This is a genomic window from Cupriavidus sp. BIC8F (assembly GCF_032465815.1).
Lineage (GTDB): Bacteria > Pseudomonadota > Gammaproteobacteria > Burkholderiales > Burkholderiaceae > Cupriavidus > Cupriavidus necator.
The window spans coordinates 2,755,148-2,770,689 of sequence record NZ_CP136095.1 but is presented as its reverse complement, the minus strand read 5'-3'; the positions used below and the strand labels follow the sequence as shown (position 1 = coordinate 2,770,689).

Here is a 15,542-nt window from a genome sequence, read left to right as displayed (position 1 = left end):
ACAGTGGAGACAACAATGCCTGATATCCGTACCGGCGCCGCCGTACTGGCCTGCGCCACCCTGTTCGCGGCGACTGCTTCCGCAGCCGACCCGTCCCCCATCAGCGACGGCGTGGTCAAGATCGGTGTGCTGACCGACATGTCGTCGATCTTTTCCGATATCGGCGGCAAGGGCTCGGTGGTCGCCGCGCAGATGGCCGTGGACGATTTCGGCGGCAAGGTGCTGGGCGCCCCCATCCAGGTGGTCAGCGCCGACCACCAGAACAAGACCGACGTCGCCGCCACGCTGGCGCGCGGCTGGTTCGACAACCAGAAGGTTGACGTGATCCAGGACGCGCTGCCGTCCTCGGTCGCGCTGGCCGTGTCCAACCTGGGCAAGCTCAAGCACAAGATCGTCATCGCCAGCGGTGCCGGCACCACGCGCCTGAGCAATGAAGACTGCTCGCCCTACACCATCCAGTACTCGTACGATACGTATGCCTTTGCCGCCAACACGGTCAAGGCGCTGGCACGGCGCGGCGACAACAGCTGGTACTTCCTGACGGTCGACTACGCCCTGGGCGCGTCGCTGGAGAAGGACGGCACCGAGGCGCTGTCCAGCGTCGGCGGCACCATGAAGGGCAAGGCGAAGCATCCGATCAACTCCGCCGACCTGTCGTCCTACCTGCTGCAGGGACAGTCCTCGGGCGCGAAGGTGATCGGCCTGGCCAACGCAGGCGCCGACACGGTCAATGCGATCAAGACCGCCGCGGATTTCGGCATCAACACCGCGGGCAAGCAGAAACTGGCCGGGCTGCACATGTTTATCAGCGACATCCACAGCCTGGGGCTGCAAGCCGCGCAGGGCATGACGCTGACGACATCGTTCTACTGGGACCGCGACGACGCCACGCGCGCGTGGTCGCAACGCTTCTTCGAGAAGACCGGGCGCATGCCAACGCTTGTGCATGCCGGCGTGTACTCGTCGACCACGCACTATCTGAAAGCGATCCAGGCTGCGCGCACCGACGACAGCGATGCCGTGCTGGCGCGCATGCGCGAGACCCCGGTCAATGACTTCTTCGCCAAAAACGGGACGATCCGCGCGGACGGCCTGATGGTGCATGACATGTACCTGGTCGAAGTGAAGCGGCCACAGGAGTCCAAGCGCCCCTGGGACTACTACAAGATCAACAGCGTGATTCCCGCGAGCGAGGCGTTCCGCCCGCTCAGCGCAAGCACCTGCCCGCTGGTCAGGAAGTAAGCCCACATCCCTCACCGAGGCCGGCATTCCAGCCGGCGCTCCACCCGATTGCAGAGAGCAACCGATCATGAAGACCCTTACCTTTGAACTCGACAGCCGCCAGGGCAAGTCGCAACGCACCGTCACCATCCACCAGCTCATCGTGGCGGGCTGGACCGGCCGCGACGTCGAAGCCATGGAAGCCCACATCCGGGAACTGGAAGAACTGGGTGTGAAGCGCCCGCCCTATACCCCGGTGTTCTATCGCGTCGCTGCGCAGCGACTGGGGCCGGCTCCGGAGATCCAGGTCAGCGGCGAGGCCAGCAGCGGCGAAGCCGAATTCCTGCTGGTCCGGGACGGCGATGACATCCTGGTGGGCATTGCCTCGGACCATACCGACCGCGAAGCCGAGACCTACGGCATCACCGTGTCCAAGCAGATGTGCGAGAAGCCCTGTGCGTCGGCCTTGTGGCGCCTTTCCGAGGTGGAAGGCCACTGGGACCAGCTGGTGCTGCGCTCCTACGCCACCATCGACGGCGAGCGCGTGCTGTACCAGGAAGGCCCGGTGACCGCCATGCGCTCCCCGGCGGACCTGCTGCAGCGCTTCAGCGGCCATGGCGGCGACTTTGGCGAAGGCTCGGCGATGCTGTGCGGAACGCTGCCCGCGATCGGCGGCATCCGCCCGGCCGAGCGCTTCGAGATCGAGCTGGAAGACCCGGTGCTGGGGCGCACGCTGCGCCACGCCTACGCGGTCGCTGCGCTGCCCGTGGCGGGCTGAGCATGCCGCGCCATCCCAACCGACACGGCAGCGCCACGGAGTCACGGCCATGCACCACGACCTGATACTAGAGACCCGCAACCTCGGCAAGGCCTTCCGCGGCTTTACCGCGGTGAGCGACGTGAACCTGCGGGTGCGCCGCGGGTCGATCCATGCCTTGATCGGGCCCAACGGCGCCGGCAAGACGACCTGCTTCAACCTGCTCACCAAGTTCCTGGAGCCGACCACCGGCACCATCCTTTTCAACGGCATCGACATCACCCGTGAAAAGCCCGCGCAGATCGCGCGGCGCGGCGTGATCCGTTCGTTCCAGATCTCGGCGGTATTTCCACACCTGACGGTGATGGAGAACGTGCGCATCGGGCTGCAGCGGCAACTCGGCACGGCGTACCAGTTCTGGCGCAGTGAGCGCTCGCTGGACGTGCTCAATGACCGCGCCATGGAGCTGCTCGAGCAGGTCGGCCTGACCGAGTTCGCGCAGACGCTGACGGTGAACCTGCCGTACGGCCGCAAGCGCGCGCTGGAGATTGCCACCACGCTGGCGATGGAGCCCGAGCTGATGCTGCTCGACGAACCCACGCAGGGCATGGGCCACGAAGACGTGGACCGCGTCACGCAGCTGATCAGGAAAGTTTCTGCGGGCCGCACCATCCTGATGGTGGAGCACAACATGAGCGTGGTCTCGTCGATCGCCGACAAGATCACCGTGCTGCAGCGTGGCGCGATCCTGGCCGAAGGCCCGTATGCGGAAGTCTCGAAGGATCCGCGCGTGATGGAGGCCTACATGGGCACCGTCGACGCGGAACTGCAGGGCGCGCACTGAGAGGGCCGGGGAACGATATGACGACATCCAACACACCCGCGCTCGAGATCAGGGACCTGCATGCATGGTACGGCGAATCGCACATCCTGCACGGCGTGGACCTGACCGTGAACCGCGGCGAAGTGGTCACGCTGCTGGGCCGCAACGGCGCTGGCCGCACCACCACGCTGCGCGCGATCATGGGACTGACCGGCGCGCGCAAGGGCTCGATCAAGGTCAATGGCCACGAGACCATCAGCCTGCCCACGCACAAGATCGCGCACTACGGCATTGGCTATTGCCCCGAAGAGCGGGCGATCTTCTCCAGCCTCTCATGCGAAGAGAACCTGATGCTGCCGCCGGTGCTGAAGGGCGCCGACACCAGCAAGGGCATGAGCGAGACCGATATCTACGAGATGTTCCCGAACCTGAAGGAGCGCCGCCAGAGCCAGGGCACGCGTCTTTCCGGCGGCGAGCAGCAGATGCTGGCGGTCGGGCGCATCCTGCGCACCGGCGCCAACCTGCTGCTGCTCGATGAAATCTCGGAAGGGTTGGCACCGGTGATCGTGCAGGCGCTTGCGCGCATGATCCTGATGCTCAAGCAGAAGGGGTATACGGTGGTGATGGTGGAGCAGAACTTCCGCTTTGCCGCGCCGCTGGCGGACCGCTTCTACGTGATGGAGCACGGCAGCATCGTCGAGCGCTTCGCGGCCAATGAGCTGCAGGCCAGAATGCCGGAGCTGCATGAACTGCTGGGCGTATAAGGAGCGACTCATGAATCTGTTTGAAATCCCGCTCCCGGCGCTGCTGTCGCAGCTGTTGCTCGGGCTCGTCAACGGCGCCTTCTACGCCATGCTGAGCCTGGGCCTGGCGGTGATCTTCGGGCTGCTGAATGTCATCAACTTTGCGCACGGCGCGCTCTTCATGCTGGGCGCGGTGCTGGCGTGGGCCGGCATGAGCCATGCGGGGCTCAGCTACTGGGCGATGCTGCTGCTGTCGCCGCTGGTGGTGGCCGCGCTGGGCGTGGGGATCGAGAAGACCATGCTGCGCTGGATCTACAAGCTCGACCATATCTACGGCCTGCTGCTGACACTGGGCATTACGCTGGTGATCGAAGGCATCTTCCGCTCGGTCTATGGCGTGTCCGGGCTGCCCTATGCACCGCCCGAGGCGCTGCAGGGCGCCTCCGACCTGGGCTTCATGCGCTTGCCCAATTACCGCGTGTGGGTGGTTGGGGCATCGCTGGCGGTCTGCCTGTCGACGTGGTACGTGATCGAGAAGACCAGGCTGGGCGCCTACCTGCGCGCCGGCACCGAGAACGCCAAGGTGGTCGAGGCGTTCGGCGTCAACGTGCCGCTGATGGTGACACTGACCTACGGCTTCGGCGTGGCGCTGGCCGCGTTTGCCGGGGTGCTGGCGGCGCCGGTCATGCAGGTATCGCCGCTGATGGGGCAGAACCTGATCATCGTCGTGTTCGCGGTGGTGGTGATCGGCGGCATGGGCTCGATCATGGGCGCGATCCTGACCGGCCTGGGGCTGGGCGTGATCGAAGGGCTGGCCAAGGTGTTGTACCCGGAAGCATCTTCCACCGTTGTCTTCGTCATCATGGTGGTGGTGCTGTTGTTGCGCCCGGCAGGGCTGTTCGGAAAGGAGAAGTGATGAGCGGACAATCTATCGCCGCAATCGGCGTGCGGCAGCAGCAGGTGGCGGGGCGCCTGCCAAAGCAGGTTCTGTACGGGGTGGTGCTGGCGTGCCTGCTGGCCGCGCCACTGGCGGGGGCGTATCCGGTGTTCGTGCTCAAGGTGCTGTGCTTCGCGCTGTTTGCGTGCGCCTTCACCCTGCTGATCGGCTACACCGGGCTGCTGTCGTTCGGCCATGCGGCCTTCTTCGGCGGCGCAGGCTATGCCGCTGGCCATGCCATGAAGGTCTGGGGCGTGACCCCGGAAATCGGCCTGATCCTGGGCACCGGTGCGGGCGCGCTGATCGGCTACGTGGTGGGCTCGCTGGCCATCCGCCGGCAGGGTATCTACTTCTCGATGATCACGCTGGCGCTGGCGCAGATGCTGTTCTTCATCTGCCTGCAGGCGCCGTTCACCGGCGGCGAGGACGGCCTGCAGGGCATCCCGCGCGGCAAGCTGTTCGGGGTGCTGCCGCTGTCGGACGACCTGACGCTGTACTACATCGCGCTGGCGATCATCGTGGCCGCCTTCGCGCTGATCGTGCGCACGGTGCATTCGCCGTTCGGGCAGATACTGAAGGCGATCAAGGAGAACGAGCCGCGCGCGGTATCGCTGGGCTATGACGTCGACCGCTTCAAGCTGACCGCCTTTGTGCTGTCGGCGGCGCTGTCGGGGCTGGCCGGTTCGGTCAAGGCGCTGGTGCTGGGCTTCGAGACGTTGAGCGACGTGCACTGGTCGATGTCCGGCATGGTCATCCTGATGACGCTGCTGGGCGGGCTCGGCACGCTGACCGGGCCGATCATCGGCGCGTTTGTTGTGATCGCGCTGGAGAACAAGCTTGGCGAACTGGGCAGCTACCTTGCGGCGGTGACGGGCATCGACTGGTTCAACGGGCTCGGTGAATCGGTGTCGATGGTGACGGGCATCATCTTCATCGTGTGCGTGCTGACGTTCCGCAAGGGGATTGTGGGGAGTTTGGGGCGACGCCCCGGGTGAGGCGAAAACCGTCCATGGAGTTTCTCCTCTCTCGCGCTTGCGGGAGAGGGGCCGGGGAGTGGGTATCCCTCACGCAATGCGGCCTACAAGATGGGGGCTGGAAGCCCACACGCGGCTCGCGCAGGCGATCGGGGAACTGGTAGTGCGGGCGCAGGCCGAGCGTGCGGCTGCCGCACCGAGCGCCCCACAGCCAGGAGGCCGGTCGCGGTCGTCCCGCGAACAATAGGCTTCGGGCCGCCTGGCCGTCATGCAAGACTTTTGAAGAATCATCCCCAAATTTAGGCGATGTCTGATTGATCCCCACTGCCGATTTCGGCTCAATGGTACTCGGCAAGAAAACCATTTCCAACCGGGGATCAATGATGCAAGACACGAAAACCAAGAAGATTTACGTTGCAGCATTCGAAGGTGCGAAGACCGCCAACGGCGGTGAAGTCGTGAAGGGTTCCAGCAATCAAAGCTACGATGGCCGTCCCATCGTCCGGGTTGGCGACGTGGCGACCTACCAGGATGGCAGTACAGCGGTGATTATGGCGGGCGCAGGCAAGGCGTGCGAGTCAGCAGGCGTGCCGGTAGCCCTCATCGGCAGCCCCCTGAGCAATGGGGACACCATTGTGTTCAGTCCCGTGACGGCGCTGGAATTCCACGAATCGGCAGATAAGCCTATCCTTGGCCTGCTCGATCCCGCCTACTATCCCGTGCGCGCCTAAGAGGCCGTCATGCCGGATATTCGCTACGCACTCCGGAACGGAGACAAGACAAGCTCGGGCGGCATACTCATCGCCACGGGCCGCAGCATATTCCATCATGACCTGATAGTCGGTGTCGAAGGCGACCATGCAACCTGCCCCGCCTGCAAGGTGGGCGGGCCGGTGATGAATGACTGTTATCCGGCCGTCGATGTAGACGGCAAACAGATGTTGGTGACTGGTGCGCGAGTCAATTGCAAGTGCCCGACTCATCCGGTTGTCATCCACTCGCGGACGGATTTCATTATTGAAGTGAACCGGGGAGGCCGCAATGCGCCACCGCCGCCATCGTCCGCGTCCTTGGCCTCTTCGAACCTGACTTCGCCCGCGACCGGTGACTACGACGAGCAAGTCCGAGTCCGAGCGGGTAATACACCCTTGGAAGGCTACCCCTACTTCATCGAGACGCCCGACGGGCGCGCATTCTCTGGGGGTATAGGCGAAAGCGGCAAGTTACCACGCATATATACAGAGAACCTCAACGAGTACGCAATTTATTGGGGCGATGACGCTCTAGCAAAACAGACAGAGGTATGAGGTATGCCCAATAAGAAAACGGTCGTGACAACAAACGCGACACCGAATTCCATTAAGGAGGTGCAGCTTAAGGTGGTAACGTTTCAGGAACTCTGGGCCAATTATCCGTCGGGCAATCCATATGACAATCCGGCCTATTCCGATCAGTGCGCGATCCGGATGAGTGTTGCTCTTCATAGGGTCGGAATTGGGATGAAGTCCTTTTCATCGAAGCTTGTGAAGCCGCTGTCGGGGCAGCCGAGTATCGGGCGCATTATTCTTCCCGCAGACGGGAAGGTCACTGCCACGCGAGCAAACGAACTTGGGGAATGGTTGAAATTGCAACCTTTTGCCGGACTGGGGAAGGCGGAGAATATTACAGGGCGGGACTGGGTGGGCAAGGTAAAGGGGCGAACCGGAATAATAATGTTTGATGGATATTGGGCGCGTGATGGAGAGGCGGCAGGGAGTGCCGGCGGAGGTCATATCGATCTATGGAATGAAGAAAAGCTTACGGGCTTTGGTACTGGTCTAAGAGTAAGTTTGAATATTGTGATTCCGGGTATTTGGTCAGATTTTCGCAACTCGAAAAAAATTCTTTTCTTCCCCGTAAAATGAACATACTGAAAGCAGTCATCGGCGCTATTGCTGGCGCTGCCCTGGCTACGCTTGCTGCTTGGGGCGGGTTATATCTCTTCGGCATTGGAGTTTTGCGCGGGACAGGAAGTTTGTTCGACACGAATCAGCATGCAGCGAATCTGTTCTTTGTTGGTTGGTTCGTGTCTATGGTCGCAGCCTCATTAATTGGTGGATGGCTTGGATACTCATCCGGGCGAAGATAGGGCATCACTTCCACTATTCTTCAAGCGTATACATGCGCCGCCCCATGCTTCCATCACGGCGCGGCGCTGTTCGAGCACGGTGGCCCTATCCCACAAATGGGGGAGAAAACACCCGCGAACTCAGGCCTTGGCCAATGCCAGCGGCGCACCCGCCGCGACCGCCACCTTCGCGCCGAGATGCTGGTCAACGACCCCCGCCACCATATCCGCCGTCACCGCCGACAAGGTCCACCCCAGGTGCCCGTGCCCGGTGTTGTAGAAGATGCAGGCCGCACGCCCGCGCCCCACGCGCGGCAGCATGTCCGGCATCATCGGCCGCAGCCCGGCCCAAGGCACCACGCTGCGCGTGCTGACGGCGGGGAAGCACTGCTGCACCCATTCCACCAGCGGGCGGATGCGGTCGGCGCGGATATCGCGGTTGTAGCCGTTGAACTCGGCGGTGCCGGCCACGCGGAAGCGGTCGTGGCCCAGGCGGCTGGTGACCAGCTTGGTTTCGTCGTCGAGCAGGCTTACCACCGGTGCGGCGGCGCGGCTGGCCTCGTCGGTCAGGTTGACCGTGATCGAATAGCCCTTGACCGGATAGATGTTGACCCGGTCGCCCAGCCCCGCGGCCAGCGCGCGGCTGGCGGTGCCGGCGCAGATCACGGCGCCGTCGAAGGTGGAGGTGGCCGTGTCGGCGCCGTCCTGCACGGTCACGGTGGCGCGCCTGCCGTCGGTCTTCACCGCGCGCACGTCCTGGCCGTAGAGGCAGCGCACGCCCAGCCGATCGATGGCCGCGGCCAGGCCGCTGGTGAACTTGTGGATGTCGCCGGTGGAGTCGCTTTCGGTGAAGTAGCCGCCGTAGTACGAGCCGGCCAGCGTCGGCTCGATCGCGCGCATCTCCTGCGGCGTTACCGCGCGCCGCTCCAGCCCGCCCTGCGCCAGCAGCGCCGAGACCCGGCCGGCATGCTCGAAGCCGGCCTTGTCGCGGTAGATATGCAGGATGCCCTCTTTCTTCAGGTCGAAATCAATGCCTTCCTGCGCCGCCCAGTCAAACAGGTGTTCACGCGCCGCGATGGCCAGGCGCGCGGTCTCGATGGTGTTGCGGCGGTAGTGGGGGATCGCGGCGATGAACTCGGCGAACCACGACAGCTTGTGCCAGCTGGGCCGGGGATTGACCAGCAGCGGGGCGTCGTTGCGCAGCATCCACTTCATGCCCTTGATGATGGTGGACCAGTGCGTCCAGACCTCGGCGTTGGAGGCCGACAACTGGCCGCCATTGGCGAACGAGGTCTCCATGGCGGCATAGCGGTGCCGTTCGAACAGCGTGACGGAGAATCCGCGCCGGGCCAGCGCGTAGGCCGTGGTGACACCAGTGATGCCACCGCCGATGACAGCGATTGATTTCATGATCTGCAGGTTCCAGGAACGTCGATGGTGGGAGCCCGGACGCAATATGCGTGGCGGACGCCCCCTCTGTTCTGGACCTGAGAGATTCACGACACCCGGCCGACAGGGCGGGGTGCGCTTGCTCCTTCGGTATGCCGGCGGACGATAGCGTCCGGCATTCTTCAGAGTGCACTGACTGGTGATGCCGGTCCTTTTGCCTGAGAGTTTCCGGGGCGGTTGCTCCTTCGGCGCCGTCCGCGGCGGGCGCCGCGACAGTCTCTCCCTGCATCACATTGGCTTGACGCCAATCCGGGCAATGTAGTGACAAGACTTGACGTTGGATATGCGGGTTAACGCTTAGGCGGCCCCGCCGCCCGCGTCGCTATGTCGCATCGGCCTGCGTCCCCGTGCCCCATAAAATGTCAGCGCTCGCTCTCGGGGAGAAGCGCCGTATGCCGCGCTCAGGTGGGGCGAGCCAAAAAAAAGACGACAACAAGGTTTTCCAGTGAAGAAAAATCGCATTGCGCTGGCCGTTTCGGCGGTGCTGATGGGCCCCGCTGTCGCCGCCGCCCAGGCGGTGGACGCGCCCGAGCCGCTGCAGGAGGTGGTGGTCTCGGCCAAGTCGGAGCGCGGCGAGACGCCGGCCATACCGCCCAACACGCCCTCGCCGGCCTACGGCATCAGCAGCCGCCGCATGGCCGACTTCAATGTGGTAAACACGGAAGACGCCCTCAAATACGCGCCCAACCTCGCCGTACGCAAGCGCTTCATCGGCGATATGAACTCGATCATCTCGGTGCGCAGCACCAGTTCGCGCCAGTCGGCGCGGGGGCTGGTCTATGCGGACGGCCTGCTGCTGTCCAACCTGCTGGGTTCGGACTTCAGCTTCCCGCCGCGCTGGTCGCTGGTCAACAGCGCCGAGATCGAGCGCATGGATGTGCTGTACGGCCCGTATTCGGCGCTGTATCCCGGCAACTCGCTGGGTGCGACGGTGCTGATCACCACGCGCACGCCGGAGAAGTTCGAGGGCGATGCCAGCGTGCAGCTGTTCACGCAGCGCTTCAGCCTGTATGGCACGCACGATAACTTCAACGGGGTCCACGCCAACGCCTATGTGGGCGACCGCGTCGGCCCGTTCTCTTGGCTGGTCAGCGTGGACCGGCAGGACAGCAAGAGCCAGCCGCTGAGCTTCTATACCGTGGCGCGCTCCACAGCCCGCGCCACTTCCGCCGACAAGCCGGTCACCGGCGCCCACTTCGACCAGGACCAGACCGGCCGCGACCGCGTGGTGATGGGCGTGAACAGCGAGGGCGTCACGCATACCGTGCAGGACCAGCTCAAGCTCAAGCTTGGCTACGACATCACCAGTACCCTGCAGGCGCAGTTCACTGCCGCCTACTGGCAACAGGACCGCTCCAGCGCCACGGGCAGCTACCTGCGCGATGCCAATGGCAATGCGGTGTCGAGCGGTAATGTGAATATCGGCGGCTATCGCTATGTGATTCCCGCCAACGCCTTTGCCCCGAGCAACGGCGAGGACGCGCGCTGGCTCTATGGCCTGTCGCTGCGCACGCGCAACGAGACCGGCTGGAATTTCTCGGGCGTGGCGTCGCTGTTCGATGTCAGCAAGGACATCAGCCGCAGCGCCAACACCGCCGGCAACGGGCCGGGCACCGTGACCTACGGCGATGGCACCGGTTGGCGCACACTCGACCTGAAGGCCGACTACCGCCCGCAGCAACTGCAGGGCGGGCACTGGGTCACGTTCGGCTACCACTACGACAACTACCGGCTGACCAACACCACCTACAACACCTCGGACTGGCAGGCGGCCACCATCACCGCCTTCAACAACGCCTTTGCCGGCAAGACCGAGACCCAGGCGCTGTATGCGCAGGACGCCTGGTACTTCGCCGAGGACTGGAAGCTGATCCCCGGCGTGCGCTACGAACGCTGGCGCGCCTATGACGGCAGCCGCAGCCAGCCCGGCGTGGCTATCGGCTACCCGGTGCGCAGCGAATCCAACTGGTCGCCCAAGCTGGCGCTGGAGAAGGCCTTCGGGCAGGACTGGCTGGGCCGGTTGTCGCTGGGCCAGGCCTATCGCTACCCGACTGTCAGCGAGCTGTTCCAGGGCCGCATCACCGGGACCGCGCTGATCAACAACGATCCCAACCTGCGGCCTGAGCGATCGTTCTCGAAGGACCTGACTTTCGAGCGCACGGTGGATGCGTCGTACTTCCGGGTCTCGGTGTATGAGGACGATATCCGCGATGCCCTGGTCAGCCAGACCAACACCACGGTATTCCCGACCGTCACCAGCTTCCAGAACGTGGACCGTGTGCGTACTCGCGGCATCGAGCTGGCCTATGACGCGCGCGATGTGCTTGTCAGCGGTTTCGACCTGTCGGCCAGCGGCGCCTACAACCACTCGAAGACGCTGGAGAATGCCAACAACCCGGCCTCGGTCGGCAAGTACTTCTACCGGATCCCGAAGTGGCGCGCCAACCTGGCCGGCACCTATCGCATCACGCCGGCATGGGCGGGCACGCTGGCCATGACCTACTCGGGCCGGCAGTACAATACGCTCGACAATTCCGACGTCAATCCCGACACCTTCGGCGGCACCAGCAGCTTCCTGACCTTTGACGTCAAGGTGACGTACAGGCCCGCCAGGAACGTGCGCCTCGGGCTTGGCATCGACAACCTCACCGACCAGCGCTACTACGTCTACCACCCGTATCCGGGCCGGACGTTCTACGCCGAGGCGAAACTTTCCTTCTGAGCACGTGAACAGGCTGACCACAACCATGCAAGGCGTTCGCCCCGGTTTCCGTCTGATCGTTGCCGGGCTGATGGCCTGTGCCGCGCTGGCCGCGACCGCGCAAACGCACGGCGATCATGCCGGCCACGGCGGCCAGGCCAAGGCCGCGAAGATGAGCGAGCTGGGCACCGGCGCGGCCTTCGATCGCGAGGGCAAGCTGTGGGTCGCCTACAAGGACGGCCCCTACGTCGCGGTACGTGCATCGACCGACTACGGCCGCAGCTTCGGGCCGGCGCAGCATGTCAACAGCGTGCCGGAGCAGGTCGCCGCCGATCATGAAAGCCGGCCCAAGGTGGCCGCGGGGCGCGACGGCGAGATCTTCGTCACCTGGACCCAGCCGCTGCCCAAGCCGTGGACCGGCTTTATCCGCTTTGCGCGTTCCACCGACGGCGGCAAGTCCTTCGCCGAACCGCTGACGGTGCATGCCAACCGTGACCAGATTGCGCACCGCTTCGACGCCATCGCGGTGGACAACGCCGGGCGCGTCTTTGTCAGCTGGATCGACAAGCGCGACGTGGTTGCCGCCGAGGCGCGCAAGCAGTCGTACGCCGGCGCCGCGATCTACTACGCGGTTTCGGCCGACCAGGGCAAGACCTTCCAGGGCGACTACAAGATCGCCGACCAGTCGTGCGAATGCTGCCGCATCGCGCTGTCGCCAACGCCCGACGGCAAGATGCTGGCGCTGTGGCGCCATGTATTCCCGCCCAACGCGCGCGACCACGCGCTGGCGTTGCTGGGCACCGACGGCAAGGCCACGCCGATGCAGCGCGCCACCTTCGACGACTGGCGCATCGACGCCTGCCCGCACCACGGCCCCGGCGCTTCGGTGGCGCCCGATGGCACGGTGCACATGGTCTGGTTCAATGTGCGCGAAGGCAAGCCCACGGTCTCGGTGGGGCGCTGGAAGGACGGCAAGCTGCAGGCACAGCGCCCGCTGGATGACCCGCGCGCGCAGCATGCCGACATCGTCGCGCTGAATGACAACGAGATTGTGGTGACCTGGAAATCGTTCGACGGCCAGCAGACACGCCTGTCGGCGATGTCGTCGCAAGACGGCGGCAAGACCTGGCAGATCCGCAAGCTTGCCGGCACCGGGCGCGACTCGGACCAGCCGCACCTGCTGCAGCATGCCGGCCGCGCGTACGTGCTGTGGCGAACCGAGGCCGAGGGCTTCCAGGTGTTCACGCTGGGCAAGGAGGGCGCATGATGCCATCCCGCCGCAAGCTGCTCGCCGCTGCCGTCCTGACCCTGGCGATGACTGCCGCCAATGCCGGCAGTGCGCCGGCCGGGCGCGTCGCCGTGTTCGCATCGGCCAGCGCCACCCAGCTGGCAGCCAGCCAGCAGGGCAAGCCCTTTGTGCTGGTGGTGTGGTCGCTCGACTGCGTCTATTGCAAGCGCAACTTCGACGCCATCGGCAAGCTGCGCGCGCAGCATCGGGACCTGCGCGTCGTCACGCTGGCGACGGACAACCCCGACGCGCTGCCACAGGTGCAGCAACTGCTCCAGCGCGTCAGGCTCACGCGCAACGCGTGGGTGTTCGGGCACGAGCCGCAGGAGCGGCTGCGCTATGCGGTCGATCCGGACTGGATGGGCGAGATGCCGCGCACCTACTTCTATCGCGCCGATGGCCAGCGGCAGGGCGTGTCCGGCGTCATCAGCGACGCCGACTGGGACAGGCACCTGCGCTGGGCTGGCATCGCCGGCTGAGGCTGGACCGGCAGCGGCTGTCCGCTTAGTCGGGCTTGATCCCCGCGCGCGCAATGATGGGCTTCCAGCGCTGCTGCTCCTGCGCGATGAAGCGCGAGAACTCCGCCGGCGTGTCGCCCACGACAATCGCCGCATCCGCGCTCAGGCGCTCGACCGACGACTTGCTCTTCACTGCTTTCACGGTGGCGTCCGCCAGCTTGTCGGCGGCCGCCTGGGGCAGAGATGCCGGTGCCAGCAGGCCATACCACTGCGTCATTTCGAAGCCGGGATAGCCTTGTTCGGCAACCGTTGGCACGTCAGGCAGCTGGGGAATGCGCTGGGTCGTGCCGGTGGCGATGCAGCGCAATTTGCCGGCCTTGATGAACTGGATGATCGCGGGCGCGCCGACGGCGGCCGCGTCCAGCCGCCCCGACAGCAGGTCGGTGATCTGCGGGCCGCTGCCGCGATACGGCACATGGGTGATGAAGGTGCCGGTCGCGGCCTTCAGGTATTCAAAGGCCAGGTGGCCGGCGCTGCCGTTGCCGGCCGAACCGTAGTTCAGCTTGCCGGGCTTGCTCTTGGCCAGCGCCACGAACTCCTTCAGGTTCTTCGCGGGCACGTCGGGGTGGACCACGTACAGGCTCGGCACCTTGGACAGCAGCGAGATCGCGCGGAAGTCCTTGATGGGGTCGTAGGGCAGCTTCGGGAAGATAAACGGATTGACCGCCAGCGTGCCAATATGGCCGAGGATCAGCGTGTGGTTGTCATCGGCGCGCGCGACTTCGCCCATGGCGATATTGCCGGCCGCGCCGGGCTTGTTCTCGACGAACACTGACACGCCGAGCAGCTTGGTCAGCTCCGCCGCGGTGGAGCGCGCCACGATCTCCGAGCTGCCGCCTGGCGCGAACGGCACCACCAGCCGGATCGGCTTGGCCGGCCAGGCCTGGGCACGCGCCAGCGTTGGCGCCAGCGCGCACGCGCCCAGCGCGGCGGTGGTCTTGAGCAGGTGGCGGCGAAGAGGATTGAAGCTGGTCATGTGTGTCTCCTGGACGTTCTTTAACTGGGCCGTGGTAGGGCAATGGTGGTGTTGGCGGCGCTATTCGGGCTTGATGTTGCCGTCCCGGATGACCTTGGCCCATAGCCGGGCCTGCCCGTCGATGAATTGCCGTGCCTGTGCTGGCGGCGCAGCCACGACCTCGCCGCCCAGCTCGGCCACGCGTTGCCGGATCCCGGGGCTGGTCATGACTTTCTGCAGGGCGTCAGCGAGCTTCGCTGCGATCGGGTCCGGCGTTGCGGCGGGCAGGAAGGCCGCGTTCCATTCATAGACCTCGTAGCTCGCCACGCCGGCTTCCTGCATGGTGGGCACGGCCGGCAACGCCTGGGTGCGCGCATGGCTGGTCACCGCGAGCGGCTTCAGCTTGCCGGCCTTGATGTGCTGCAGGCTCGAAGCCACGTTGGCGAAGAACAGGGGCACCTGGCCGGCGATGACATCGGTCATGGCCGGGCCGCCACCCTTGTAGGGCACGTGCAGGAGATCGACCCCGGTGCGCTGCTCGAACAGCACGCCGGCGAGATGTTGCGCCGAGCCGTTGCCCGAGGATGCAAAGGCCACCGAGCCCGGCTTCTGCCTGGCCATTGCCAGGACGTCGCTGACCTTGCTCGCGGGAAAGCTCGCCGTGGCCACCAGCACATTGGGATAGCGCGCCAGCACGCCGACCGGCCGGAAGGCCTTGTCCGGATCGTAGGGCAGGCGCGGATAGAGGCTGGGATTCACCGCATAAGAGGAGGCATCGACCATCATCGTGTAGCCGTCCGGTGCCGCCTTGGCGACATAGGCGGCACCGATCTGCCCGCCCGCACCCGGGCGGTTCTCGACGATCACGGTCTGGCCCAGCTCGCGCCCGAGAGCCGGGGCGATCAGCCGTGCCATCAGGTCCGCGCCGCCGCCCGGCGGATACGTCACCACGATCGTGATGGGCCGTGACGGCCAGGCAGCTGCGGTGTCGGCGGCCTGCGCCAGCGTGGTGGTGGCGATCATGGCAGCGACCGTGGTGGCGATCGCGTTGCGTGCGTGCATGGGTCTG

The 15,542-nt window shown here is 65.1% G+C and carries 15 protein-coding genes and 2 riboswitches; of the genes, 12 read left to right on the top strand and 3 right to left on the bottom strand.

Annotated features, from left to right (window positions below; genetic code table 11):
- The first annotated feature begins 15 nt into the window (after positions 1–15).
- The 9 genes from RS901_RS32900 to RS901_RS32860 all read left to right on the top strand — a co-directional run bounded on the left by RS901_RS32900 (position 16) and on the right by RS901_RS32860 (position 7,359).
- Positions 16–1,242: an ABC transporter substrate-binding protein gene (locus RS901_RS32900; RefSeq protein WP_316154850.1), complete on the top strand. Its 1,227-nt coding sequence runs from the start codon at positions 16–18 to the stop codon at positions 1,240–1,242.
- Between the two features lie 67 nt (positions 1,243–1,309).
- Positions 1,310–1,999: a DUF2848 domain-containing protein gene (locus RS901_RS32895; protein ID WP_114136333.1), complete on the top strand. Its 690-nt coding sequence runs from the start codon at positions 1,310–1,312 to the stop codon at positions 1,997–1,999.
- Positions 2,000–2,048: 49 nt separating this feature from the next.
- Positions 2,049–2,822 (top strand): ABC transporter ATP-binding protein, encoded by a 774-nt coding sequence (locus tag RS901_RS32890; protein WP_316154849.1) that lies wholly within the window; start codon positions 2,049–2,051, stop codon positions 2,820–2,822.
- Positions 2,823–2,839: 17 nt separating this feature from the next.
- Positions 2,840–3,565: an ABC transporter ATP-binding protein gene (locus RS901_RS32885; protein WP_316154848.1), complete on the top strand. Its 726-nt coding sequence runs from the start codon at positions 2,840–2,842 to the stop codon at positions 3,563–3,565.
- Positions 3,566–3,575: 10 nt separating this feature from the next.
- Positions 3,576–4,460, top strand: a complete 885-nt coding sequence (locus RS901_RS32880) for a branched-chain amino acid ABC transporter permease (RefSeq protein ID WP_316154847.1) — start codon at positions 3,576–3,578, stop codon at positions 4,458–4,460.
- Positions 4,460–5,476 (top strand): branched-chain amino acid ABC transporter permease, encoded by a 1,017-nt coding sequence (locus RS901_RS32875; protein ID WP_316154845.1) that lies wholly within the window; start codon positions 4,460–4,462, stop codon positions 5,474–5,476. The genes RS901_RS32880 and RS901_RS32875 overlap by 1 nt, the downstream gene beginning before the upstream one ends.
- A gap of 293 nt (positions 5,477–5,769) precedes the next feature.
- Positions 5,770–6,186 (top strand): PAAR domain-containing protein, encoded by a 417-nt coding sequence (locus tag RS901_RS32870; protein WP_316154844.1) that lies wholly within the window; start codon positions 5,770–5,772, stop codon positions 6,184–6,186.
- A 9-nt stretch (positions 6,187–6,195) separates the two neighbouring features.
- On the top strand, positions 6,196–6,762 hold the full coding sequence (locus RS901_RS32865; RefSeq protein WP_316154843.1) for a PAAR domain-containing protein: 567 nt from the start codon (positions 6,196–6,198) through the stop codon (positions 6,760–6,762).
- 3 nt (positions 6,763–6,765) lie between these two features.
- On the top strand, positions 6,766–7,359 hold the full coding sequence (locus RS901_RS32860; protein ID WP_316154842.1) for a type VI secretion system amidase effector protein Tae4: 594 nt from the start codon (positions 6,766–6,768) through the stop codon (positions 7,357–7,359).
- A gap of 344 nt (positions 7,360–7,703) precedes the next feature.
- Here the strand turns inward: RS901_RS32860 and RS901_RS32855 are convergent, their stop codons facing one another.
- Positions 7,704–8,972 carry a D-amino acid dehydrogenase gene (locus tag RS901_RS32855; RefSeq protein ID WP_316154841.1) on the bottom strand — a complete coding sequence of 423 codons (1,269 nt, stop codon included), beginning with the start codon at positions 8,970–8,972 and terminating at the stop codon, positions 7,704–7,706.
- A 56-nt stretch (positions 8,973–9,028) separates the two neighbouring features.
- Positions 9,029–9,147, bottom strand: a riboswitch (glycine riboswitch).
- Positions 9,148–9,246, bottom strand: a riboswitch (glycine riboswitch).
- Between the two features lie 210 nt (positions 9,247–9,456).
- Between RS901_RS32855 and RS901_RS32850 the strand changes: the two genes are divergently transcribed.
- The 3 genes from RS901_RS32850 to RS901_RS32840 are packed head-to-tail and all read left to right on the top strand — an operon-like array spanning position 9,457 to position 13,479.
- Positions 9,457–11,733: a TonB-dependent receptor gene (locus RS901_RS32850; protein WP_316154840.1), complete on the top strand. Its 2,277-nt coding sequence runs from the start codon at positions 9,457–9,459 to the stop codon at positions 11,731–11,733.
- Between the two features lie 25 nt (positions 11,734–11,758).
- Positions 11,759–12,979, top strand: coding sequence for a sialidase family protein (locus tag RS901_RS32845; RefSeq protein ID WP_316154838.1), 1,221 nt, complete (start codon positions 11,759–11,761; stop codon positions 12,977–12,979).
- Complete coding sequence (locus tag RS901_RS32840; protein WP_316154837.1) at positions 12,976–13,479, top strand: hypothetical protein; 504 nt, start codon at positions 12,976–12,978, stop codon at positions 13,477–13,479. Before RS901_RS32845 ends, RS901_RS32840 begins: the two co-directional genes overlap by 4 nt.
- 25 nt (positions 13,480–13,504) lie before the next feature.
- Here RS901_RS32840 and RS901_RS32835 read toward each other — a convergent pair whose 3' ends face one another.
- Both RS901_RS32835 and RS901_RS32830 read right to left on the bottom strand, forming a co-directional pair.
- Positions 13,505–14,494: a tripartite tricarboxylate transporter substrate binding protein gene (locus RS901_RS32835; RefSeq protein WP_316154836.1), complete on the bottom strand. Its 990-nt coding sequence runs from the start codon at positions 14,492–14,494 to the stop codon at positions 13,505–13,507.
- Between the two features lie 60 nt (positions 14,495–14,554).
- On the bottom strand, positions 14,555–15,535 hold the full coding sequence (locus tag RS901_RS32830; protein WP_316154835.1) for a tripartite tricarboxylate transporter substrate binding protein: 981 nt from the start codon (positions 15,533–15,535) through the stop codon (positions 14,555–14,557).
- Positions 15,536–15,542: the final 7 nt, after the last annotated feature.